The organism is Lagierella sp. (assembly GCF_029983815.1).
Classification (GTDB): domain Bacteria; phylum Bacillota; class Clostridia; order Tissierellales; family Peptoniphilaceae; genus Mediannikoviicoccus.
The window spans coordinates 168947-193066 of the sequence record NZ_JASBYU010000001.1; the positions used below are offsets into that span (position 1 = coordinate 168947).

The 24120-nt window shown below is 33.1% G+C and carries 26 protein-coding genes; 8 read left to right on the forward strand and 18 right to left on the reverse strand.

Annotated features, from left to right (window positions below; translation table 11 throughout):
* The 10 genes from Q1K37_RS00815 to Q1K37_RS00860 form a co-directional block, all read right to left on the reverse strand.
* Positions 1-747, reverse strand: a complete 747-nt coding sequence (locus Q1K37_RS00815) for a peptidyl-prolyl cis-trans isomerase (RefSeq protein WP_300408406.1) — start codon at positions 745-747, stop codon at positions 1-3.
* A 1-nt stretch (position 748) separates the two neighbouring features.
* Entirely contained in the window at positions 749-1585 is an 837-nt protein-coding gene (locus Q1K37_RS00820; protein ID WP_300408409.1) for a S1-like domain-containing RNA-binding protein, read from the reverse strand.
* A 187-nt stretch (positions 1586-1772) separates the two neighbouring features.
* Entirely contained in the window at positions 1773-2657 is an 885-nt protein-coding gene (sdaAA, locus tag Q1K37_RS00825; protein ID WP_300408412.1) for an L-serine ammonia-lyase, iron-sulfur-dependent, subunit alpha, read from the reverse strand.
* A 3-nt stretch (positions 2658-2660) separates the two neighbouring features.
* Positions 2661-3326, reverse strand: coding sequence for an L-serine ammonia-lyase, iron-sulfur-dependent subunit beta (gene sdaAB, locus Q1K37_RS00830; RefSeq protein ID WP_300408415.1), 666 nt, complete (start codon positions 3324-3326; stop codon positions 2661-2663).
* A gap of 8 nt (positions 3327-3334) precedes the next feature.
* Entirely contained in the window at positions 3335-4192 is an 858-nt protein-coding gene (locus Q1K37_RS00835) for a YitT family protein (protein WP_300408419.1), read from the reverse strand.
* Positions 4193-4453: 261 nt separating this feature from the next.
* The gene (locus tag Q1K37_RS00840) at positions 4454-4798 is read right to left on the reverse strand and encodes a type II toxin-antitoxin system PemK/MazF family toxin (RefSeq protein WP_300408421.1); all 345 of its coding nucleotides are present in this window, start codon (positions 4796-4798) and stop codon (positions 4454-4456) included.
* A 56-nt stretch (positions 4799-4854) separates the two neighbouring features.
* Positions 4855-6042 carry an alanine racemase gene (gene alr / locus Q1K37_RS00845; protein WP_300408424.1) on the reverse strand — a complete coding sequence of 396 codons (1188 nt, stop codon included), beginning with the start codon at positions 6040-6042 and terminating at the stop codon, positions 4855-4857.
* A gap of 2 nt (positions 6043-6044) precedes the next feature.
* Positions 6045-7265, reverse strand: a complete 1221-nt coding sequence (locus tag Q1K37_RS00850; protein ID WP_300408426.1) for an NAD(P)H-hydrate dehydratase — start codon at positions 7263-7265, stop codon at positions 6045-6047.
* On the reverse strand, positions 7266-8624 hold the full coding sequence (locus Q1K37_RS00855; protein WP_300408428.1) for a GTP pyrophosphokinase: 1359 nt from the start codon (positions 8622-8624) through the stop codon (positions 7266-7268).
* Between the two features lie 14 nt (positions 8625-8638).
* On the reverse strand, positions 8639-9061 hold the full coding sequence (locus Q1K37_RS00860) for a DUF1893 domain-containing protein (protein ID WP_300408431.1): 423 nt from the start codon (positions 9059-9061) through the stop codon (positions 8639-8641).
* Positions 9062-9146: 85 nt separating this feature from the next.
* Here Q1K37_RS00860 and Q1K37_RS00865 point away from each other — a divergent pair, with 85 nt between their 5' ends.
* On the forward strand, positions 9147-9656 hold the full coding sequence (locus tag Q1K37_RS00865) for an inorganic diphosphatase (RefSeq protein ID WP_300408434.1): 510 nt from the start codon (positions 9147-9149) through the stop codon (positions 9654-9656).
* 42 nt (positions 9657-9698) lie between these two features.
* Here the strand turns inward: Q1K37_RS00865 and Q1K37_RS00870 are convergent, their stop codons facing one another.
* Together Q1K37_RS00870 and Q1K37_RS00875 are read right to left on the reverse strand one after the other, a co-directional pair.
* Positions 9699-11606 carry an ABC-F family ATP-binding cassette domain-containing protein gene (locus Q1K37_RS00870; protein WP_300408437.1) on the reverse strand — a complete coding sequence of 636 codons (1908 nt, stop codon included), beginning with the start codon at positions 11604-11606 and terminating at the stop codon, positions 9699-9701.
* 110 nt (positions 11607-11716) lie between these two features.
* On the reverse strand, positions 11717-12373 hold the full coding sequence (locus Q1K37_RS00875; protein WP_300408440.1) for a redox-sensing transcriptional repressor Rex: 657 nt from the start codon (positions 12371-12373) through the stop codon (positions 11717-11719).
* Positions 12374-12658: 285 nt separating this feature from the next.
* Between Q1K37_RS00875 and Q1K37_RS00880 the strand changes: the two genes are divergently transcribed.
* Both Q1K37_RS00880 and Q1K37_RS00885 read left to right on the forward strand, forming a co-directional pair.
* Positions 12659-13453 carry a M55 family metallopeptidase gene (locus Q1K37_RS00880; protein ID WP_300408444.1) on the forward strand — a complete coding sequence of 265 codons (795 nt, stop codon included), beginning with the start codon at positions 12659-12661 and terminating at the stop codon, positions 13451-13453.
* Between the two features lie 103 nt (positions 13454-13556).
* On the forward strand, positions 13557-14048 hold the full coding sequence (locus Q1K37_RS00885; protein WP_300408447.1) for a hypothetical protein: 492 nt from the start codon (positions 13557-13559) through the stop codon (positions 14046-14048).
* 80 nt (positions 14049-14128) lie between these two features.
* On the opposite strand, the gene Q1K37_RS00890 is transcribed toward Q1K37_RS00885, so the two are convergent.
* Positions 14129-14692 carry a hypothetical protein gene (locus Q1K37_RS00890; RefSeq protein WP_300408449.1) on the reverse strand — a complete coding sequence of 188 codons (564 nt, stop codon included), beginning with the start codon at positions 14690-14692 and terminating at the stop codon, positions 14129-14131.
* A 124-nt stretch (positions 14693-14816) separates the two neighbouring features.
* Here Q1K37_RS00890 and Q1K37_RS00895 point away from each other — a divergent pair, with 124 nt between their 5' ends.
* Together Q1K37_RS00895 and Q1K37_RS00900 are read left to right on the forward strand one after the other, a co-directional pair.
* On the forward strand, positions 14817-15413 hold the full coding sequence (locus Q1K37_RS00895) for a stage II sporulation protein M (RefSeq protein WP_300408451.1): 597 nt from the start codon (positions 14817-14819) through the stop codon (positions 15411-15413).
* A gap of 32 nt (positions 15414-15445) precedes the next feature.
* Positions 15446-16741 (forward strand): aldehyde dehydrogenase family protein, encoded by a 1296-nt coding sequence (locus Q1K37_RS00900; RefSeq protein ID WP_300408453.1) that lies wholly within the window; start codon positions 15446-15448, stop codon positions 16739-16741.
* A 71-nt stretch (positions 16742-16812) separates the two neighbouring features.
* Here the strand turns inward: Q1K37_RS00900 and Q1K37_RS00905 are convergent, their stop codons facing one another.
* Entirely contained in the window at positions 16813-17172 is a 360-nt protein-coding gene (locus Q1K37_RS00905; RefSeq protein ID WP_300408454.1) for a YccF domain-containing protein, read from the reverse strand.
* Positions 17173-17355: 183 nt separating this feature from the next.
* On the opposite strand from Q1K37_RS00905, the gene Q1K37_RS00910 reads away from it, so the two are divergent.
* Both Q1K37_RS00910 and fetB read left to right on the forward strand, forming a co-directional pair.
* On the forward strand, positions 17356-17997 hold the full coding sequence (locus Q1K37_RS00910) for an ATP-binding cassette domain-containing protein (RefSeq protein WP_300408456.1): 642 nt from the start codon (positions 17356-17358) through the stop codon (positions 17995-17997).
* A complete protein-coding gene (gene fetB, locus Q1K37_RS00915) occupies positions 17987-18772 on the forward strand; it encodes an iron export ABC transporter permease subunit FetB (protein ID WP_300408458.1) in 786 nt (261 codons plus the stop codon). The genes Q1K37_RS00910 and fetB overlap by 11 nt, the downstream gene beginning before the upstream one ends.
* Positions 18773-18846: 74 nt before the next feature.
* On the opposite strand, the gene Q1K37_RS00920 is transcribed toward fetB, so the two are convergent.
* Genes Q1K37_RS00920 through Q1K37_RS00935 form a run of 4 tightly spaced genes read right to left on the reverse strand, consistent with a single transcriptional unit; the run spans position 18847 to position 23275 of the window.
* Positions 18847-19188 (reverse strand): DUF2200 domain-containing protein, encoded by a 342-nt coding sequence (locus tag Q1K37_RS00920; RefSeq protein ID WP_300408459.1) that lies wholly within the window; start codon positions 19186-19188, stop codon positions 18847-18849.
* Positions 19189-19212: 24 nt separating this feature from the next.
* On the reverse strand, positions 19213-20955 hold the full coding sequence (locus Q1K37_RS00925) for an ABC transporter ATP-binding protein (RefSeq protein WP_366524071.1): 1743 nt from the start codon (positions 20953-20955) through the stop codon (positions 19213-19215).
* A complete protein-coding gene (locus Q1K37_RS00930) occupies positions 20945-22681 on the reverse strand; it encodes an ABC transporter ATP-binding protein (RefSeq protein ID WP_300408462.1) in 1737 nt (578 codons plus the stop codon). Before Q1K37_RS00930 ends, Q1K37_RS00925 begins: the two co-directional genes overlap by 11 nt.
* Before the next feature lie 12 nt (positions 22682-22693).
* Positions 22694-23275 carry a DUF3841 domain-containing protein gene (locus tag Q1K37_RS00935; RefSeq protein WP_300408464.1) on the reverse strand — a complete coding sequence of 194 codons (582 nt, stop codon included), beginning with the start codon at positions 23273-23275 and terminating at the stop codon, positions 22694-22696.
* Between the two features lie 159 nt (positions 23276-23434).
* Between Q1K37_RS00935 and Q1K37_RS00940 the strand changes: the two genes are divergently transcribed.
* Positions 23435-24118 carry an ABC transporter ATP-binding protein gene (locus Q1K37_RS00940; protein WP_366524072.1) on the forward strand — a complete coding sequence of 228 codons (684 nt, stop codon included), beginning with the start codon at positions 23435-23437 and terminating at the stop codon, positions 24116-24118.
* The last annotated feature ends 2 nt before the right edge of the window (positions 24119-24120 follow it).

A 24120-nucleotide genomic window follows, 5' to 3' on the forward strand; every position in this document is an offset into this window, starting at 1 on the left:
CTAGTAAAATTTTTCAACTTTGTATTCTTTTTTCAAATCCGTAGCTTTATTCAAATAAATTTCTTGTTGCTTTAAAGCCAATAATTGAGACTTAACTTGTTCCTTTACTTCATCGAAGGACTTAGTAGAAGGTTCAAATTTTTCATCCACTCGGATTAAATGATATCCAAATTGGGTTTTCACAGGATCTGTTATTTCTCCTACTTCACTATTAAAGGCAGCTTGTTCAAACTCAGGGACCATCTGACCCTTACCAAATCTTCCCAATGAACCACCATTTGCCCCAGAAGGACAACTGGAGTTTTCCTTTGCTACCATTTCAAATTCTTTACCATCTAATATTTCCTTTTTCAAAGCATTTGCCTTTTCTTCAGAATCCACAAGAATATGAGAGGCTGATATCTGTTCAGGAGTCTTGAAGTATTCCTTATGGGAATCGTAATATTCTCTAACTTCTTCATCGGAAATTTTAGCACTACTCAACACTTTGTTGATTGCATAATTTTTTAAAGCAGATTCAATAAGCACTTCAAGTTCTTTTTTAAAGGCTTCCTCTTGTTCATATTTATTATTTATTGCATCTAGATAAAAAAGTTCTTGATTAATCAATTCATCACAAACTTTTTTTATCCCCTCTTCAGTATTGAATTGATTACCTTGAGGTCCCATACTTCTAATAAAGCTTTCAACCTCTCTTCTAGTTATATCTCTGCCATTTACATTGGCTAAAATCTTACTATCTTCCATTCTAGTCCTCCTTAATTCTAATTCCGTCTTTATAGAATTCTATTTTATTTTCTTTTAATAATCTTCCAACAGCCTTTTTAAATGCTGACTTGGAGATTGTAAACATATCATAAATATCATCTGGAGATGATTTATCATTATAAGGCAAAAATCCATCATAATCATCTAAAAGATCCATAATAAGGTCTGCATCATTATCCAACTCTAAGTGTCCACGTTCCCTTTGAGATAGATTAAGTCGTCCATCTCCCTTAACTGAGGCTACCCTGGTTGAAATAGGTTCTCCTATAGCCACTATTCCTCTGTATTGGTCCTTTGGCAATAGGGATTCATAGATATTGTCCACAGCAATAAAAGCGCCAATATCATCAACTATATTGTAGACAACTCCTTCAACTCTATCATTTTCCTTATAGTTAGAGTCGGTTCTCAAGTAGTCTCTAATCTTCATGGTTGAACAAAGCCTTCCAGTTTTATCTATATATAGGGCCACCAAGTATTTTCTTCCCTTATCCAATTTACATAATTGTTCTTTAAAGGGTAAGAAAAGATCTTTTTCCAAACCCCAATCTAAAAAAGCGCCTATTGAAGTAATATCTTTTACCTCTAGATGAGAAATTTCCCCTAGAGTAATCTTAGGCATAACCTTAGTAGCAAGAAGCTTACCTTGGTTATCATTATAAATAAATACCTTTAGCCTTTTTCCCTTTTCATCTTCTTCACTTAATTCTTCATTAGGAAGAAGTACCTCTTGAGTTTTTTCTTCATCCGTTAATAAAGCGCCAATCTTACGAATTCTTTCAATTTTTAATTCTTGTATCTCGCCTAGTTCTATCATAAAACACCTCTTTTTCAATTATAACATAGGACAAGAAATAATCATAAATCAAGGCCTTAGGAATAAAATAATTCATATTATTAAAGTTGTTTTCAACCCTACTAAAGTATTTAAGATTCATCTACATTTAAATTTACCTTTTTATTTTATGACAATAAAAAAGGGAGAATCCACTCCCCCCCTTTTTCTAGTATTCACTTTGTCCGTAATATTCGTCTTTAATTCTCTGACCAGTCCTAGTTCCAGCTAAACCTCCCAAAGCAGTTTCTTTTAATCTAAAGGACATTGACTCTCCAACGTCATTTAGAGCTTGGCATACTTCCTCAAAGGGAACTAAGGATTTAATTCCGGCCAGTGCCAAATCCGAAGAAAGTATGGAGTTAATTGCTCCAGAAGCATTTCTAAAAGTGCAAGGATATTCCACCAATCCAGCTATTGGATCACAAACTAGTCCCAGTACATTAACTATACAAATTGAAGCCGCATTTAAAGATTGCTCCAAGGTTCCACCCTTTAAGTAAACTAGAGCTGCAGCTGCCATCGCTGATGCTGAACCACATTCAGCTTGACATCCTCCTTCAGCCCCTGAAAAATTGGCAAATCTTCCTATAATTTTTCCTACTCCTACAGAAGTTAGTAGCGCTTCTATCAACTTGTCAGTACTTACATCTGGATTATCCATCTTATATCGCGAAATTACCGCAGGAATGATTCCTGAAGATCCCGCAGTTGGAGATGCCACTATCTTTCCCATGGAAGAACTTCGTTCCAATGTAGAAAATGCCATCGCCATAGTCCTAACATTTTTTTCTCCCAATAACGTATCCTTCTTTGATGCATAATCATTTGTAGCTCTTGCAAATCCATCGATCAACCCAAAACTAGTAGCGCTGTCCTTATCGATGTATTCCTTAGCAGAATTTTCCATAACTTCAATCATCTCTGCTAATTTTCTATATATATCTTCTTTTGTATCATTTGTAACTTCCAATTCATCTTCAAGAACCAATTCCCAAAGATAGGTATTGTTCTCCTCACAATACCTTAACAGCTCATCAGCGTAATATATCATTTTTTAGAACCCTTTCATTAAGTGTTTAACAAATATAATGTTCTCATTTTTTGAAATTTGTTCAACTGTTTTCTCATCTAAGTCAATATCCAACTCAACAACTAAGGTTACTTCTCCGCCTTCCTTAGTGGTCTGTAAGCTCTCTATATTATAATCATTTTCCGCTAAGGTAGAAGAAATAAAAGCTATTATTCCCTTTTTATCTATATACCTTACTATTAAAAGGGGATATTTACTTGTAAAATCCAAAGGAATACCATTCATCTGAATGATTCTAATATTTCCTCCCCCTATGGATGAACCAACTATAGATGTTTCTTTACCGTCGGGATAAAACATTTCGATTTTTACAGTATTGGGATGAACATCTCCTAAATCCGCCTTTTCAAAATGAAATTCCAAACCTTGTTCCTTTGCAATTTCAAAGGAATCCCTTAACCTTTCATCATCTGGATCCATCATCAAAGCTCCCGCCAACAATGCCTTATCCGTTCCATGGCCCCTGTAGGTCTCAGCAAAGGAACCATGCAAGATGAAATTAATCCTATTAAATCCACCACCTGCAACAATTCTAGCAGTTTTTGAAATTCGAGCAGCTCCTGCAGTGTGGGAACTTGAAGGACCTATCATAATAGGACCTAAAATATCAAAAAGATTGTATGCGCTCATTCTACCTCCTAATCAATTGGGCTTTCATAAGTAAACCCTTCACCGACAACTTCATTTACATAACTCATTGTGACAAAAGCTTGAGGGTCGATCTTTGCCACATGATTTTTAATATTAAAATATTGCTTTCTTGTCACTACAGTATTTACTATTTCTTTCGGCGTTTTAGAAAATCCACCCTTTGCAAAGTATATAGTTGTACCTCTGGTTACATTTTCAATTATATACTTATTGATTTCTTCTGCCTTTGAAGAAATAATAAACATACTAATACGGGTACTAAATCCCGAAATAAAGTAATTTATCACCATGGAGTTTATACCTATAGCCAAAAAAGCATAGAGTCCTGCCTCTATTCCAATAACTATGGACCCAAATAATACTACCAGTCCATCGCAAATAAGTAAAGCCTTGCTTATTTCCATATGTGTCAATTTATTGATGATACTTGCTAAGATTTCCGTGCCTCCAGTGGTAGCATTCTGGGACAATACAATTGCTATTCCAGCTCCAGATATGACAATTCCCATTATAATACTAAGTAATATATTGTCTGTTAGAGGTTGTTTTAAAGGAGCAAAGTTTTCTAACACCGTAATCAAGTTAGAAACTAGCAAAGCTGAATAAACCGTATACCCGACATATTCCTTTCCTAAGAATATATAGGACAAGATAAATAAAATAATATTTAACACAGTCATTACATAACCTACTTGTAGCTTTGGATTTAAATTTTGTAGAGCAATTGCAAAACCGCTTACACCTCCCATTGGTATATCGTAGTCCATAATAAAATAATAGACCCCTAAAGATACCAAAGCCGAGCCTAAGGTTACAATAAAAAATTTCCTCAATTTCTTATACATTAACGATTTCTTTTTCATGTACCAATTATATCATGGATATAGGAAAATTTTCACATATTTTTAACAAATCCCATTAAAGGGCTAAAAGAAAATGAGACTTTCCAAGTATTTACCCCATTATAAATTAAAAAACAAATATCTCTATAGGAAAATTTTCACATATATCAGCGACAATACAATAGCTTGAAATAGATTTTACAGTTAAAAAAATAAGAAAGTATTTGTTATCCTCAAGTTAAACCTGTGGAAACAAACACTTTCTTATTTTAATCCAACTGAAATCTTTAATGCTTCATCTAATTTATTCATAAAATGATTGTCAAAAGCACCAATCTTTTCTCTCAATCTCTTTTTATCGATGGTCCTTACCTGTTCTAGTAATACCACCGAGTTTTTTGGTAAACCATATCTATCTGCTGCTATTCCTATATGTGTCGGTAATTTTGCTTTATGTAATTGGGAAGTAATGGCAGCAATTATTATGGTAGGGCTATACTTGTTACCTATATCATTTTGTACCACCACTACCGGCCTAACACCGCCTTGCTCCGAACCGACTACAGGACTGAGGTCAGCAAAAAATATATCTCCTCTTTTAATTTTCATCTATTAACCTCATTCTTCCTTGTATAGTCCTTATTTAATTATATACAAAAATAATTCTATAAGTCAATTTTCATCTTCTCCAAATAGTCAACTATTTTTACCACTTCTCCATTTCTATAATATACCCTGGGAATTCTCAATGATATCCTACATAAGATATCATATACTATTGTGTCGGCCAAAGAAGCAATCTCTTCCAAAGGGATATTAGAATTGTCCTTTTCTCCAAATACAAGTACCTCATCACCAATTTTAACATCCTCAATATCCGTTACATCCAACATGGTTTGGTCCATACATACCTTACCGATTACCTTGGCCCTTTGCCCATTAACTATCATATACCCCTTATTGTTTAAAGCAGTTGGATAACCATCCGCATATCCTAAAGTTACAGCAGCAACCTTGGTGACCCTATCGGTCTTATAAGTTCTGTTATACCCTATGCATTCTCCTGGTTGAAATGTTTTTACAGAAGCAACGGATGTAAAAAAAGAAACTATGGGCTTTAAATCTACAGTTTCACATTCTCTAACTACCTCAGAACCATAATAACCATATAGGCCAATCCCACATCTAATCATATCTAAATAGTATCCATGTAAAATAGCTCCAGCATCATTGGAGATATGCTTTAATGGAATGCTAATACCTTCCTTGTCCAAAAACATTATAAATTCCATAAACTTAGCATATTGATCATTAGTGTAGGAGAAGTCCTTCCCATCAGCATCGGAAAGATGAGAATAAATACCTTTAATCCTAACATTGGAAAGAGAATCAATCCTTTTAATCTCCTTGATGGAATTTTCTAGATTTACCTCATCTATCAAAAATCCAAGTCTGCCCATACCCGTATCGATTTTAATATGAATATCCGCTACTGCATTTAAGGATTTCGCAACTTCATTTAATTTAAAGCATTGATTGTAGTCATAGGCAGTTATCTCTATCTTATTTTGAATTACATCTCTAAATACATCATCTTTAATATACCCAAGAACTAAAATCGGAAGATAGATTCCCGTCTTTCTTAGCTCCATGGCCTCTCCCATATTAGCTACACAGAGATAGTCCGCCCCTTCCTTTTCAATTTCTCTAGAAATTGTAATTGAGCCTAAACCATAGGAATTTGCCTTGACAACACCGGCAACCTTTGAAGGCTTTGCAATTCTTTGAAGCTCTTTAAAATTGTGGACCAATCTATCCAAGTCGATTTTTAAATAATTCTGATACTTATCCAATTCTATCTCTCCCTTAAAGCTTTAATGACATATGGTATCTCATTAAAGATATCACTAGCTATTATACCATCAGATCCCATACTTTCTTCAAGAAAATTTCCACATAGTCCATGTATATATACTCCAAGACAAGTTCCCTCATATAGATTATATCCTTGACCAAGTAAGCTTGTTATAATTCCGGTTAGCACATCTCCCGAACCAGCTGTACCAAGGCCATTAGTTCCAGTCTTATTTTGATATAGTCTTTTACCATCAGTAACCAGAGTATTGTGACCTTTCAATACTAGGACAACGGAGTATTCCCTAGCAAAATCCATAGAATATTTGATACGATTATTCTCTATACTTTCAATTGACTTGCCAATTAACCTGGAAAACTCTCCAGGATGTGGAGTCATAACAAATTTTTTATGTTCTTTTATTAAGGTTATGCTTTTAGATACCAAATTTAAACCATCTGCATCTAAAACTATGGGATTGGCATAGGATTTAAAAATTTTTTTCAAGGTTTCTAAACTCATAGTTTCACCTATTCCCGGGCCTATTCCGAGGGCATCAAGATCTTTATAAAAACTATTAAGGCTATCATCCTTGTCATATTCAATCTCTTTAACAATGTTTTCTGTAGACTTAATCTGCATGATGTCATAGATTTCTCCAGGCACACCGGAATACACAAGTCCTGAGCCAGTTCTTAAAGCTGCCATAGAGCTTAAGTAGACAGAACCAAGCATCCCATTTGAACCTCCGATGATCCCTACCTTGCCAAAAGTACCCTTATGCCCCTCCACATTTCTCTTCTCTAGGGGAAAGGGAGGGTGTGGAATAGAAAAATTTAATAATTTGTCTTTTTTTTCCTCCCCCATTACAAGACTTACTACAAAGTTTCCGTCATGGGTAATAGATACTTTTGGACCGTTTAAAAACCTGTCCTTCCACAACTTTAAAGCCTTTCCTCTAAGAGTCATAGTAGGTTGTCCCGAAATCTCGTTTAATATCTGAATTTCTTTAAAGGAAATTTCTCCTATTCCAGTTCCTAGGGCCTTTGAGAATGACTCCTTAGAAGAAAATCTTCCAGCAAGATATTCTAATTTTTTAAGTTCTCCTTTAGAAAGATATTCTTCAATTTCCAATTCTGTCAATATCCTTTTTAAAAATCTATCATCTTTTAAATGTTTTTTTAATCTATCGATCTTACAAATATCTATTCCAAAATTCAACTACATTACCCCTCGCATTTGAGATATTTCCAAAAGCCCACCTAAACCTTTAGGTTCAAAGTTTTCCAAGTCTATTTCTAAAGGGAGTATCTCGAGATATTCTTCCAGCACAATCTCCAGCTTCCTTTCCCCTTCCTTAGTGAAAAAGTTAATATCCAAATTTTCACAATAGAAATCTAGAACTTCTTTTAAAATCATAAATTTAAGTTCTTGCTTCTTCCTCTTATTTAAATTTACCTCATCAAAAACCTCATCTACGACCCCACTTACACAGTGAACCAAATAATTTATAAAATCATTATAGACCTCAGGGCTTCTCTTTCCATTGATGTCAAATACGATCATCATGAGCATATTCCATCTAAAATCTACATTCACCTGTTTTCTAAGGGCAAGTCCCAGTTTTTCATTTAATCTATTTCTGTACTCCACAGACTCAAACTCCAAATTCTCACCAAAGACCATTTTTTTTCTATTAAGTTGATTTATTCTATGAAGGATATCAATGATTTTACTATTGATTGTCACGACATTTTCTTCCGTGTTGTCGTAAAGCATAAAGTCTATTATTATATTGGAAATACTTCTCAAGTCTATTAAAACGCCAGTTTCCTTTTGCATTTTCAAAACATAGGTATCGTGAAGAGCCTTTGATAAAAAGGACTTCAATTGACTTAAAGTATTTTCCTCATTAAATTCTTCAAGGTTTTTCAGCCTTTGATAAATGGTATTAAGCTGACTGTCCACCATTTCCAAGTTACTCTTTATAGAATACATAAGATTTCTAATAAAGTCTTCAGTTATCATGTAATTGAAATTCTTATATAGGATTCTGTGGTCAATTTCGCCCCAAAATACATTTACCATGGACTTGATTTGAAGTTCAAAAAACAGTTCCTCTTCACCATCCACATATTTACCATCTATCTTATATATTTCAAACCCATTCTTTTGATACTGGGGTTGAGGTTCAGACAAATTCAAATATATATATTCATTCTGAGGAGACCTAAAAAATTCCTCATCTACTTTTTCGTTAAAAATTTCCTTTAACTTTAAGAATATAAGCTCCTCCTCTGAATTGAATCTACATTCTATACGAAGCCCCAATATATCGCTTAAAATATTAAAAACATCACGAGGATGGCTCATATTATTGAAATCGGAAATTCTCAATAGTTTTTCCTTAATACTATTGTCGGACTTAACCCTATAATTCAAGTTTAAGAAAAAATCGTTATCACATAAAACATCTGTAAAAAACCTATCACATTCCTCTGCTACTTGGTCAATAAAATCCTTTTTTAAATTGACATATTCAACAGCAGAGTCAATGAATCTAAACATATCCAGTTTCATAACACACCCTCTTTTTATTTCATCTTTGCAATAAATTTTTCTAAATTAGAATAAAAGTCTGAAAACTCATCATTTCCCAAGGATATCTTTTCTATTGGGCATAAATCATCCTTCCTTTTATTTAAAATCTTAGTCACGATTCTTTCATATTCGACATTTATTTCCTTAGACTCAATTAATTTAAGTGCGTCTTTGGATATTACAAAGGTAAATATCCCTTTTATATTTGCTTTGGACTTCAATAAAAGCCTTGCTGCTCCGGAACCTATAAATTTATCTATAATATAGACATCTCCTTCAATCTCGGAGTTATAAAAATCAAACATTGGGATAATTCCCATTTTATTTGACTCAAAGACTACCAAATCATCTTGAATCACAACTAAATTCATATTATTTTTTATTAAGTAATTTCTTCCATTTTTTAATGTATTCATATTTCCCTCATCATCTATGATAGCATAAAATAGGAATCTATAATATAATGATTTGTATGAATAGAAGAATTCATAGGAGGACATAATGAAAAATTTAGAAAAAAATGTTGTAGAAGCTATTATTGAAATTCCAAAGGGAAGTAGTAACAAATACGAATATGACGAGGAAAGAGGATGTTTTATCCTAGATAGATGTCTATTTTCTCCAATGTTCTACCCAGCAGACTATGGTTTTGTACCTAATACCCTAGCAGAAGATGGAGACCCTATCGATATCTTAGTACTTATGAAAAACCCAACTTTTCCAGGATGTATGATTGAGTCTAGAATTGTTGGAATGTTTAAAATGGCAGATGATAAAGGTATGGATGAAAAACTAATCGCCGTTCCTGTAAATGACCCTAGATATGATGAAGTTTATTCCCTAGGCCATTTGAGTAGCCATACGGAAAGAGAATTTGAACACTTCTTTAAAGAATATAAGAGATTAGAGAATAAAGAAGTAAAAATCGGCGGTTGGTATAACGTTGATGCAGCTGTAGAAGCTTTGGAAAAAGCCAGAAAAGCCTTCGAAGAAAAAAACAAAAATAAGTAATATAAAGCAAAAGCTCTTTTCCTTTTTTTTGGAGAAGAGCTTTTAATCTAGAATTTCTACAAGTTCAGACCATTCTAAAAATAATTCATCTTTAATTTCTTCTTTTTTCTTTATTGAATCCATAATTTCCTGTGACTTTATATAGTCATTATATATCTCTTCCTTCAGAAGCATAGAATTTAGTTCAGCAATTTCCCTTTCAATCAGGGATATTTTTTCTTCCAATTCCTTTAATTTCTTCTTTGCTTTTCTAAACTCATTTTCAATCTCCCTTAGTTTTTTTCTATCTTTGATAATTTGAGTTTTAGTTAGACCATCTTCGTCAATTGGAGTATTTTCTTCTTCAAGTTTTTCAATATAATAATCGTAATTCCCAAGGTAAGTAGTGGTTCCATCTTTCTTTAAGACTATTATCTTATCCACCACTTTATTAAGAAAATACCTGTCATGGGAGATAATTAAAGCCGTTCCCTCATAATCCAACATTGCCCCTTCAAGAATTTCTTTAGAATCTATATCCAAATGATTGGTAGGCTCATCCATAAGTAAAAAATTACTTGAGGACAACATCAGTTTTAAAAGCTCCAACCTTGACCTTTCTCCACCGCTTAAATTTTCTATTAAATCAAAAATATCGTCTCCAATAAAGAGAAATTTTGCCAAGTAAGACCTAATTTCATAGTGACTTAATTTAGGATATTCATTCCATATTTCATCTAAAATCGTATTTTCATCATTTAAATTCTTCTGTTCTTGATCGAAATATCCCATCTTTACTTGACTTCCAAGTAAGATGCTTCCACTATCTATAGACTCATATCCCATTATCATTTTAAAAAGGGTCGTCTTTCCAACACCATTTGGACCTATAATTCCAACTTTTTCCCCTTTAAATACGTCAAAGGATACATCCCTAAATAGCTTTTTATCCTTAAAGGCTTTAGATAGTTCTTCCACCTTTAAGACATCACGACCACTTGTGATACTTGGAGTCAATTTTAAAGAAAAGCTTCCTGAAAAATCCTTCGGTCTCTCCACAACTTTCATCTTATCTAAAAGTTTTCTTCTAGATTGGGATTGCTTAATATATCTTTTGGATCCATAGTTTGCAAACCTTTCAATAATCTCCTCTTGCCTCTTAATCTCCTTTTGCTGGTTCTCATAAGTTGCCATCTGAATTTCAAAATCCCTTTTTCGCTTAATAGAAAATTCTGAATAATTTCCATTATAATCTAAGATTTTTCCATCTTCCATTAGAAAAATTCTATTACAGATCTTATCTAAAAAGTATCTATCATGGGAAACGACTAAGATAGCACCGGGAAAGTCCTTGAGAAAGTTTTGCAAAAAGTCGATTGCCTTTAAATCCAAGTGGTTGGTAGGCTCATCCAAGAGCAATAAATCCGGTTTGGATAAGAGTAGTTTAGCAATTTGAATCCTGGATTTTTGCCCTCCAGACAAGTGATTTACACTCTTAGAAAATTCATTTTCTTCAAATCCAAAGCCCTTTAACATCCCCTTAATTCTAGAATTGTACTCATAGCCGTCCTGAGCATTGAATTCATCTTGTAGATTTTGATACCTTTCTAAAGTTTTTTCCATTTCTCTAGAATCTGATATACTACTCATTTTTAATTCAAGACTACGTATTTCCTTTTCCAAATTTATAGTATCTTTAAAGACTTTAAGGCATTCATCATATATTGAACAATCTAAATCCAGGGAGGTCATCTGTTGCAAATATCCAATTCTTAAATCTTTCTTCTGATAAATCTCCCCATCATCTTTAGATAGTTCTCCAATTATTATCTTCAATAAAGTCGTCTTACCACAACCGTTATTTCCAACTAAACCTATCTTGTCACCTTCTTTAATATTGAAAGTGACCCCCTTTAGAACATCCTTAGTTACATAGGCCTTAGTCAATTCATTTGCACCTAATAAAATCATAACTTACCTCATAAAATAACCCCACGCTACTAGGAATCAATTAATTCCATAATCGCCTGGAGTCCATAACATCTTTATTAAATGAAGCACTCAAAAATGAGTGCTCCCTATTAATTCTTAGTTCCTGGGTAATCTTTTAAATTGTTTAGATAATATGTTAAAGTGAATAAACTTTCATCTAAATGAACATTTTCCAAAACCACATTTTTTGGCAATTTCAAATCTAAAGAAGCGAAATTCCAAATTCCCTTAACTTTTCCATCAACTAAGATATCACAAAGTTCTTGTGCTGAATCTGCAGTAGTCGCAAGCACGGCAATGTCAACTTCTTGTTCCTTTAAAAAGCCTTCCAAATTTTTAACATCTTGGATTTTCTTTCCTAAAATAGTCTTGCCTATTAAGTTTTTATCCCTATCAAAAAGTCCAACTATTTTAAACCCAGAATCCTCGTTAAAACCTCTATATTTATATATAGCTTGTCCTATATTACCCATGCCAAGGACAATGGCCTTATAGGACTTGTCTATACCTATTATCTTTTCAATTTCCAATTTCAATTCTTCAACATTGTATCCGTAACCTTGTTGGCCAAAACCTCCAAAGTGGTTTAGATCCTGTCTTATTTGTGAAGCTGTAAGACCTGTAATTTTACTTAATTCCTGAGAAGATACCCTAATAATTCCCCTATCAGAAATCAAACCTAAATATCTATAATACTTAGGTAACCTTTTAACCACCGCTAAGGATACACGGGGTCTATTATCCATATATTACCTCCACCTATTATTCAAATCTTGTGTACAAATTGTATTATAACATTTTGCCCAACAAGATTCAATATGATTTTTTTAACAATGTAATTTACAAGTTATGACTTTTACATTAAATCTCTGTTAAGATATTTTTCCTTATTTGATTTTTAAGTTAAATTTCCGTAAAAGATTTCTTTCCTTTATTTTTTCTACTCATCAAAAATTAAAGTTAATCCTGTACAGGACATAAAATTTGACAATAAATCCAATTACTCCTTAAAATTGAAATGGAGGTGTACTATGAAATTTTTTATTTCAGCAGATATAGAAGGAACTACCGGCTGTTTAAACTGGGATTATACCATGGGTAAGAGCCGGGAATACGAAATTCAAAAGGAAATAATGACCCAAGAAGTCCTATCTTGTGTAAAAGCACTAACTAAAGTCCATCCAGATTGTGAAATCCTTATAAAAGATGCTCACCATTATGGAAACAATTTGGATATTAGAATTTTCCCAAAAAACTGTAAAATTATTAGAGGCTGGAGCCATAAACCCCATTCAATGGTTCAAGAACTAAATGAAACCTTTGATGCAATTTTATTTATTGGCTACCATAACGCTGCAACCATGTCCTCTACTCCGCTTTCTCACTCCTTTAACGGTTCTAAGTTTCAAAGGATGAGGCTAAACGAGGAGATATGCTCAGAATTTTTATTTAACTATTCCATAGCACTGCACTATGGTGTACCAACTATTTTATTAACTGGAGATATGGGAATTTGTGAAGAGGTAAGGAAGAAGGATTCCAGTATCCATACAGTGTATACCTATGAGGGTGTCGGAGAGTCCATAATAACAAAGACTCCAGAATCTGTTTATGATGAAATATATCAAGCCACAATTCAAGCAGCTAAAAACATTAAAAAGATATCTCCTACTAAAAAGCCTTATACCCTACAGATCCAATACAAAAAACATACAGATTGTCTAAAGGCTTCAAATTATCCGGGTTCAAGAATGTTGGATAGCGTTACCCTATCCCTAAGTGCTAATAATATTTTGGAATTAGAAAAGGCATTTTTATTCCTTTAATTCAATATTGCAATCCCAAGTTTGATTATTTTTTGATTTGTAGTATTATATATATATGCGGCATATCGTCGACTAGCATAGAACATATAAGGAGTGTATACACATGAATAAAATGATGCAAAAATTTGTTGATCAAAATTTCTGTACAGAAAAAGAAGCAGAGTACATTTTAAATGCAATTGATAATAAGGAAACTGTTATGGTTTCTGGACACCGTTCAGCAGGTGTTAGACCATTTATGGCAACATTGATGGCAATTGCTAAGAGCCAATTCCCTTCAGTTCAAGTTAAGAGCGAAGCTGATTTAGAAAAAGATTGCGAATATTTCTTAATTGCTAGTATTCCAAATATCGATTTTGAAGAATTAATGCAAAAGGCTGTAGCTACTGGTAAGGGAATAGTAACTGTAAAAGAACCTGAAACACCTTACTCTATCATGAAGATCTTAAAGAAGAACTTCAAGGCAAACGGAAATATTGATCAAGCTTATCACATGATCGAATGTAACAAAGAAGACGGAATTCCTTTCGTACAAAAAGTTACTAAATTCACTCAAAATGAAAAAGGTAAAATCTTAAAAGAAGATTTAGAATAATTGTAAAAATAAGGCACCCAATTATCTTGGGTGCCTTATTTTATATTGAAAAGACAACAAAACACTTTATTACAATTAACTTACTCATGTTTTACAATCCTATTGACTTTACCATCATGTAGCAGTTTTAAATTAGACTTTTTTAATAGACCTTTAACCCAAGAGTTCTTTGCGTCATAATAAATTTGTGAATCTACATCATAAATATAGTAGCAACTGTGAATATCTTTAACCTCTTTGTAATATATTTCTCCATTGCTCTCCCATGCCTTAACCGAATTATCACAGGGCATACCATTTAAAAAGGTATCCTCAATATATAGATAGGCTTCTCTACCATTTCCTAGGAAATTTTCTTCAAATCCCTTCTGGTACATAAGTTTTAATAGACTATCTACTTTATTTTCTTTTAAACTTTGAGATAGAATCTTTGCAAATGTATCCTCGACTTTGTCAACTCTCCTGCTTAACCAACCATGAATGTCTTTAAAATCTATTATATTTTCCAGACTTCCCCGATTTACCGTTTCCATATCTTTAATTTTCTTAATACCTAACTGTTCTTTTAACATTAAAGCCAAATCTTCCAAGTATAAAATTTTATTATTCATCTTATAGTGAATCGGCGCTAAAACTTTATTCACCCTATACCTCCTTACTTTTTATATTTTAATTTTATACAGTTGTTGTACAAATTTCCGTAATATTTGTTACAGATTTGTTATCTTTTCATGAAATATGGTATATATTAATCAAAAGGAGGATTTTATGACTTTAAAAGAATTTTATAACACACATTTAAAAAAACATTTTAAGATTGGTTTTTTAGTTATGCTTATAACTTTTTTAATTTCGGCAGTTTTCTTTATCTTTAACCAAAAACTTACACAGACAATTTTAGATGAATTTATGAAGTCTGTTGGTGACCAAATACTTGTAGATGGAAAAATATCGGCTATTGGATTGATTATAAACAATGTAACAGCCTGTGTGGTTATGGTTTTATTGGGAATAATACCATATCTTTTTCTTCCATATCTTTCCTTGATAATTAATGGAGGAATTATAGGTGCGGCTTTTGCGATGATAATAAGCAATATGGGAAATAAGGGAATACTAACATTTTTAGCAAGTATTCTTCCCCATGGAATTTTCGAAATACCAGCAATAGTGCTATCCTTTGCCCTTGGAGTTTCACTATGTATCTTTTTAATGGATAAAATTAGAAAGAAGCCTACTACTCCTAACGGTGTTTATTTTTCTAACCTAATAAAAACTTTTGTTTTTGTATGTATACCGCTTTTATTAGTTGCAGGTGTAGTAGAAGCCTATGTTACACCAATGGTAATGCAAGCATTTATGTAATGTATAGAAACGAATAAGGTTTAGGTGTAGTAATGAATACAAAGAGTAGAATAGACAAGTTAAAAAGGTTAAAAAAATCCATAGAAGAACATAGAGAGGCAATTTTCTTGGCATTAAAAAGAGATTTGGGTAAATCTGAAACGGAAGTTCTAATGTCTGAATACAATCAAGTCATGGAAGAATTGAATATGGCAATAACATTTCTTCCACAATGGACAAAAAAATTTTCTGTTAAAACCCCACTAAATCTCTTTCCTGCTAAATCTTACTATGTATATAGACCCTATGGAACCGTTGGAATTGCATCACCTTGGAACTATCCATTTCAATTGTCTATGATTCCACTTATTTCTGCCATTGCCGCTGGAAATAAAGTAGTTTTAAAGGTTTCAAAAAAATCGATTAACACTTCAGAGATTATCTTCTCCATAATAAATGAATCCCTTAGGGAAGATGTAGTATATTATGGTCTTGACGAAGGTGACAAGAAGAGATTTATTGAAGAGGATTTGGATATGCTTTTCTTCACAGGATCCAGTAAGGTCGGAAAGCAAATGGGTATTAGAGCTGCAGAGAAGATGATCCCCTACATCCTTGAACTAGGGGGAAAAAGCCCTTGTATAGTTAAGAAATCAGCTGACTTAAAGATTGCTGCAAAGAGGATACTTTGGGGAAAGACTATGAATTCAGGTCAAACCTGTGTGGCCCCTGACTATGTTTTAGTGGACACTGGATTTGGTAAGGATTTGAAAAGTGAAATAGACAAGGTCTTGGCAGAATTTTATGGTAGCAGTCCAATTAAAAATGAAACCTATTCAAAAATGATTTCAGTTGAAGCAATGGATCGTCTGAAAGAGCTTTCCATCGAAGAGGGAATCTATGATGAAAATGACTTTGACTATGAATCTAAGAAGATTAATCCTAATTCTTTTATTACCACATCAGACTCTCCTTTTATGAAAGAGGAAATTTTTGGACCGTTTTTACCAATAATAGAATGTGACACTTGGGTTGATGTCAATTCCATAATTAACAAAAACCCAAACCCCCTTGCATTTTATATTTTCACTAAATCCAAGGAGGATGTTCAATATGTTGTCAATAACTTCAATTTTGGCGGAATGGCTATTAATGATGTGTTAACTCACTTGGGAAATTCTAGACTTCCCTTTGGTGGCGTGAAAAATTCTGGATTTGGTAGATATCATGGACTGGAAGGATTTAAAGCCTTTTCTCAACAGACTTCTATCCTAGAGAATAAATTTTCACCTGATATAAAACTACGCTATCCACCCTATGGAAAGGCAATAAAAACTATATTAAAATAAAATTAAGCACTTATCCACCACTGTTATATGAGTGATTGATAAGTGCTTAAACTTTAATACATAATCAAAAATTAATAAATTTCAGTTCCAAAGGGCATTAGTGCAAGTTGTGCCAATTTAAAATTTTGCTTAGCAAAGGGAATTCCTACAATGGTTAAGGCTAAAAATACTCCTAAAGTGAGATGGCCAATTGCAAGTTCAAGTCCTCCGAATACAATCCATAATATATTAAGTAATAAAGACGTATTATTCCCTCTATATTCAACCCTCTTCCCGAAGGGTAAACAGCTTAGCCTCGCTATCTTAAAACATTGTACTCCAACGGGAATGCCAACAATTGTTAAACACCAAATAACTCCAACAAATGTCCAGCCTATCCATGTCCATAGTCCCGATACTATAAACCAAATGAGATTACCTAAACAACTCATTCTTTCACCCCCTTAACCCTTCAATCTATTTATTCGTCTGGTTAATCACAAATAAAAGCACTTGGTTAATATTTTGCTGAAAAGCCTTTTTTCATTATAATCATATCATAGTTACTTGCCATTTTGGGTATATCTTTATTTGAGGACTTTCAATTTATATTTTTATAATCATTCGGAGGAAAAATGTTTAGACTAAAGGATGTAAAATTCAAAGATATATTGGATATTAAGGACACCAATATCAAAAAAAATGAAGTGACTGCAATAATCGGAAAAAGTGGATCTGGTAAGACAACAATTTTAAGATTATTAAATAAAATGACTTCACCAGATTCTGGATCTATCTACTTTAAGGAAGAAGATATTAAAAATTTAGACTCCATAGAATTAAGACGAAAAGTTCAAATGTTGTCCCAGTTTCCAATTATATTTAAGGGTAATATTAGGGACAATTTAAATATCGGACTTAAATTCATGGATGAAAATCCAAAATCTGATGAAGAGTTGAGCAAAGTTTTAAATAAGGTTCATTTGAACAAAAGTTTAGATGAAAATTCTAAAAATCTTTCAGGAGGAGAAAAACAAAGGCTCTGTATTGGAAGAATCGTTCTTTCAAATCCTGAGGTTTTTTTATTTGACGAACCCTCCTCCTCTCTAGATGAGGATACGGAAAAGATAATTATAGACAGCCTTGTAAATCATATTAGATCTTGTGATAAGACATTGGTATTTGTAACCCATTCCCTGGATATGGCATATGAATATGCTGACACGATCCTAGAAATAGTTAATAAGGATTTAAAGGAGAGAAGAAATGAAAAGTGATATTATTAACTTAAATTTGATTCAGATGGCATCGGCTTATATTTTTGTTTTAGTAGTTATTCTATTGACAAAATATCAAGGAATAAGCCGAGAAAAACAGATTCTATTATCCTGTTTTCGAATGACATTACAACTTACTATAGTAGGTTATCTACTCATATACATTTTCAAATCGGATTCGCCATTTTTTACCATTGCCATAATATCAATTATGGAAATCTTTGCCATAAGGAATATAGTAAAATTGGCAAAGTTTAAGATCTCTAAGGAAATGCTAAAGATAATATCTATTTCCCTAGTCCTTGGCACAATAATATGTATAGCATTCTTTTTATTTGTCGTTGTACGAGTTAAACCAATCTTTAATCCTCAATACGTAATTCCAATAACAGGTATGCTTCTAGGCAATTCCATGACAGGTATCTCCATTGGAGTTAATAGGCTTCACGACGATATAAAATCCGGATTTGAAAAAATAGAAGGGGCTTTAATGTTAGGTGCTACTCCAAAATCTGCCACTTTAGAAATGGTACAAAACTCCTTTGATGCTGCAATTTTGCCAACAATTAACTCTATGATGAGTATAGGAGTAGTTTCCTTACCAGGAATGATGACAGGACAGATTTTATCAGGGGTTTCACCACTTATAGCCATAGAATATCAAATCGCTATAATGTTAGGAATTCTAGGGGCGGTTTCCCTTTCTGTTTTCTTTTTTACCCGCTACGCCTATAGGACCTATTTTAATGAGGATTCACAACTAATAGTTGACTAGCCCTTATAAAATCAAATGTAAAACTAAATCTCTTATATAAACTAAGCACTCAAAAATTTGAGTGCTTAATCATTTTATCTTTTAATTTTACTAATTTGCTTTCCCCTTGCTAATTCATCAACCAGTTTATCCAAATATCTTATTTCCTTCATTAGAGGATCTTCTATCTCCTGAATTTTAACACCACAAATACTACCCTTTATCTCATGCCTATTTGGGTTTAGTGACGGTGCATTTTGAAAAAATTCAGCATAGGATATGTCACTTTTATAGATTTTATCCAAATCCACCTCAGAATACCCTGTTAACCAGATTATTATTTCGTCTAGTTCCGTTTTTGATCTTCCTTTTCTTTCAACCTTATTTAATAGAGCATCGTAAATTTTACTATATTCCATTGAAAAGATTTTACTCATACCTTCCTCCCACCATCTTTAATCTTAAGCAGTTTCCTTTTCTTCTATTTGCTCCTCATACATGGACCTATAGAAACCACTTAAGTCCATCAGTTCTTTATGATTTCCTTTTTCAATGATTCTACCCTTGGAAAGCACATAGATCATGTCCACGTCTTTAATGGTAGAAAGCCTATGGGCAACTATTAAAGTTGTCCTGTCTTCTTTTAGTTTTTCTATTCCTTTTTGGATTATGGATTCGGTTTCTGTGTCTATATTGGAAGTAGCTTCATCTAATATCAATAGTTTAGGTTCTCTAATATAAGCTCTTGCAAAGGAGATAAGCTGTTGTTCTCCCTGACTTAGGTTACGACCACCCTCTTTTAATGGCGTATCCAAGCCCCTTTTTACAAGCCTATGACCACCAACTGCCTCTAAGGCGTTATTTATTTCTTCATCTGTAAAATCATCGTCTAGCTTTATATTATCCCTAATGGTAGCTTCAAATAAAAATGAGTCCTGTAAAACCACTGCCATTTCCTCTCTAAGGGATATCTTGTCCACATTTTTAATGTCTTGGCCATCTATTAAAATACTTCCCTTTTGAGGAGAATAAAAATTCAATATCAAGTTTAAAATAGTAGACTTCCCACTTCCCGTTGACCCTACGAAGGCAACAGAACTTTTGTGGTCTACCTTAAAATTGATATCCTTTAACACATAATCCTTATCATATGCAAAATAGACATCTTTAAATTCCACTACACCTTCAATATTTCCCAATTTTTCAGGTAAAACAGGGTCTGGTTTTAATTCAAAGAGGTCAAAGACATGCTTAGCAGATGCATAGGACTGTTCCAACTCTCCAAACCAGGTAACAATCGTCGTCAAGGAACCCATCATTTTATTGACATAGTTTATAACGATATACAAAGATCCGACATCAACTTGGTAATTTCCAGTAATTCTACCTATACCAAAATAGACTAGGACGATTATACTAGCGAAATAAGAAACTATATCCATTGCCCTATACCCTCCATAGGACCTTACCTTTGTCATTTCAAAGGCATTGTCCCAGATCGCCTGGTTGGTACTGTCAAATTCCTCTTTAATTAAATCTTCTTTGTTAAAGGCCTGGATAATCTCCATATTTTGGATATTTTCATTAATATCTGCATTTATCTTAGAGGTTAGTTTTCGTATTTCCGTAGTGTATTTTCTATATTTAGTTCGTAAGTCATAAAAAATCCATAAAATTATGGGAACCAAAACCAATAGATAAACCGCAACTCTCGTATGTCTGATCAAGAGCATTAAAAACATTGTAATTGCCATTATTCCAGAAGTGGTCATGTCTCCTAAGGCATTTTGAAACATGATTTTTAACTTATTAGTATCATTGGTTATCCTAGAGACTATGGACCCTGCAGGAAGGGAGTCAAAATAGGAAATAGGTAAACTTTGAACATGTTTAAAAATGTCCTTTTGCACATGTAAAGTTATACCATTGGAGGCTGACTCAAAGAATATAACGGTTTTTCTTGCAAAATATCCACTTATCATATAGACCAACAAATAAAGTACTAGGTAAAGTCCAATGGATAAAAAATCATCCTTTGTCATTCCCTTTTTTATAAAATTGTTTAGAAGATGACCTATAATTAAAGGCCCAACTATTTCAAGCCCCGTTCTGATAAAAGTACAGATTATTCCGAGAGTCAAATTTTTCGACTCCCTTTTAGCATAACCAAATAACCTTTTACTTGCAGAGTTTTTATTCTTCACTATATCTACCCCCTGCCATCTGTCTAACAAACTGAGTGGCATACCATCCGTCCAGTTCCATCAATTTCGCATGGGATCCCTCTTCAATTATTTTTCCATCCTCTAAAACGATTATATGATCCAAGTTCATAACTTGACTTATTCTATGGCATGCTAAAATTAATGTGCCCTTATTTTTCCTACCGTTTATATTGTTTATAATATTTCTTTCGGTTTTACCATCAACTGCAGACATGGCATCATCTAAAATCAAAATTTCAGGATCCTTCAAAAAGGCCCTTGCTATACCTATTCTTTGCTTTTGACCACCGGAAAGAGAAACTCCCCTTTCTCCGCAAAGGGTATCTAGACCTAGTGGAAAATCTTTAATATCCTTTTTGAAATCCGCCATTTCTATTGCTTTATTCAGCTCCTCTTCAGTTGCATTCGGATTGGATAACATAATATTTTCCTTTATGGTCTTAGAGAATATCATATGTTTTTGGGGCACATTGCCAGTCGTTTCTCTAATTGCCCTAGTGGTATAATCATCTAAAGGCCTACCATTTATAATTATTGAAGAAAAATCTCCATCGTAATATTTCAGTAACTGTTTCAGTAGAGTACTCTTTCCTGAACCAGTCTTTCCTAACACCCCCAAAGATGTTCCATAGGGTATTTCTAAATTGATATCCTTTAAAATATAGTCTGAATCTGGATATTTAAAAGAAAAATTCCTAAAGGAGATGGATGGATTTTCAATCTTATCAATTGCGTCAACTTTATCCACAATCTCTTCTTCATAATCTAAGACCTCTTGAATTCTATGCATAGATGCAGTAGCTTGGTTCTTGATATTGATAAAATTACCCAGTGCAAACATTGGCCAAATTAACATATTTAGATAAAAAGTGAAGGACACCAACTTTCCAATGGAAATCTCTCCCCTATTTATTAATACTGCACCATAAAAAATTGCAATGGAAAATGAAATTGCAGTTATAGTCAAATCTATCGGTCTAAAAAATGCCCTATATTTAGCAACTTCTAAGTTCTTATCCTTTAACTCCTGTCCCTTTTCTCCAAACATCTGTCTTCTAACCCTTTGAAGGTTAAAGACATTGATTATCCTTATGCCCACAACATCCTCTAAGACAAAACTATTTAATTTATCAAAGGCCTGCTGAGCCTTTTCAAACTTATTATAGATCTTATCACCAAGGATCTTTACTAAAATAGCTAAGAGAGGGATTGGGATAATAGTAGCTAAAGTTAACTTCCAACTTACAGAAATAATCATTACAATGACGATAAAAAGAGGATACACAGTAGCATCAAACATCGCCAAGGTACCGAAGCCTATCATATCACTTACTGCGGTAATATCATTTGTGGACTTACCCATTAACGAACCAGTAGAATTTTCCTCAAAAAACTCCATTGACTGGTCTAAAAATTTACTCATCAACATATCCCGTAGGCGAAGCTCTATTTCATTGCCCCCTCTATGGATAAAAAATGACCATCCCATGGCTAAAAAGTATTTTAAAATCACAATACCTGCTAAAAGTGCTACAAATTTTATAAAGGAATCCAAATTTATAGTGTTTTCAAAAATCCTATCCGTTAACTCCCCTATTAAATAAGGAGGAAAGATACCAGCTATATCACTTAATAAAAGAAAAGTAATCCCAAATAGCAAATTCCTTTTATAGGAATTAATAAACCATCTAAACTCTTTAAACAACTAATCACCTTCTTAAATACTTTCTCCCGGCCTTATTATCCTTCGAACCCATTCTTTTTTGATCTGCCAAATATTGGCTTGAACAGTGAAGTCAGACCATCTATCTATATCAAAAATTCTTATCCAAGAATCCTTTATCTTCTTTTCAATTTCAGGAAATTTACCCCTATACTTGCCGTCAATAAAATTAAATTCATCCTTTACTCCTAATGACTTTATTTCTTTTCTGTAATCAATTGCATCATCTTCATCTTTAGGAATGTACAAATTATTTAATACCAAATCCCATTTCCCTGAATCAAAATATATAATCTCATCCTTGGGAACTTCAATTTCATAGACCAATTCCTTTTCCACAGGCTTTAAACAATTTCTTTTACTGATGGAACACCAAATAGGATACTCTATGCCCTGGGGCCTAGGGACTATTTCTTCGGCCATTTTAACAAAGGTACGATATTTTTCCATAAAATAAGGAGCAATATCTCCCATATGTAATCTTACATATATTTCCTTATTGGTAATTACTCCTTTATTTTTTAATTCATAAAATGAATTTTCGTGTTGTCTTGTGTAAAGTACTACCCTTTCCATTATACCCACTCCTTTAAGTATTAATACCCATTAATAAGACTTGAGATTCAGCTCAGTTCTCCTTTTTCTTAAAATAGTATTAATTTTGTAATATTTTTGTAATAATTTAGCACTGGACTTTATGATAAAATGGATTTAAAAGATAAAGGATGTGAAATTTTGAGTAATCTTATAACAATTAAAGACATCTATAAATTTTATAAAATGGGTGACACCGTAGTAAAGGCTATAAACGGATTATCCCTTAGTCTTGACGAAGGAGATATCCTTTGCATTCTTGGAAAATCTGGTTCAGGAAAGTCTACTTTGCTTAACTGTATAGCAGGATTAGAAAAAATAGATAAGGGTGAAATAATAATAGGCGGGCATCATATAAATCGTTTAAACGAAAGAGACCTAACCACTTTTAGGCAACTCAACTTAGGTTTTGTATTTCAATCCTATAATCTTTTACCCATATTGACCGCCTTGGAAAATGTAAGCTTAGGACTTGCCTTTAAGGGCATACCAAAGTCTGAAAGGAATAAAATAGCCTTTGATATCTTAAAACAAGTAGGTCTTGAAGATAGAGTTCACCACAAACCCAAAGAGCTATCCGGAGGGCAGCAGCAAAGGGTTTCAATAGCCAGAGCCTTTGCAAATAACCCTAAAATAATCTTCGCCGATGAACCTACGGGAAATTTGGATTCCAATACGTCGGAAAAGATTATGGACTTGATAACAGAAATGATTCACAAAAATAATCAAACCATGATTATAGTAACTCATAATGAAGAACTTACCTCCTATGCTAATAAAATTATAGCTATGGAAGACGGTAAGATTATTAATAGTAATTTATAGGA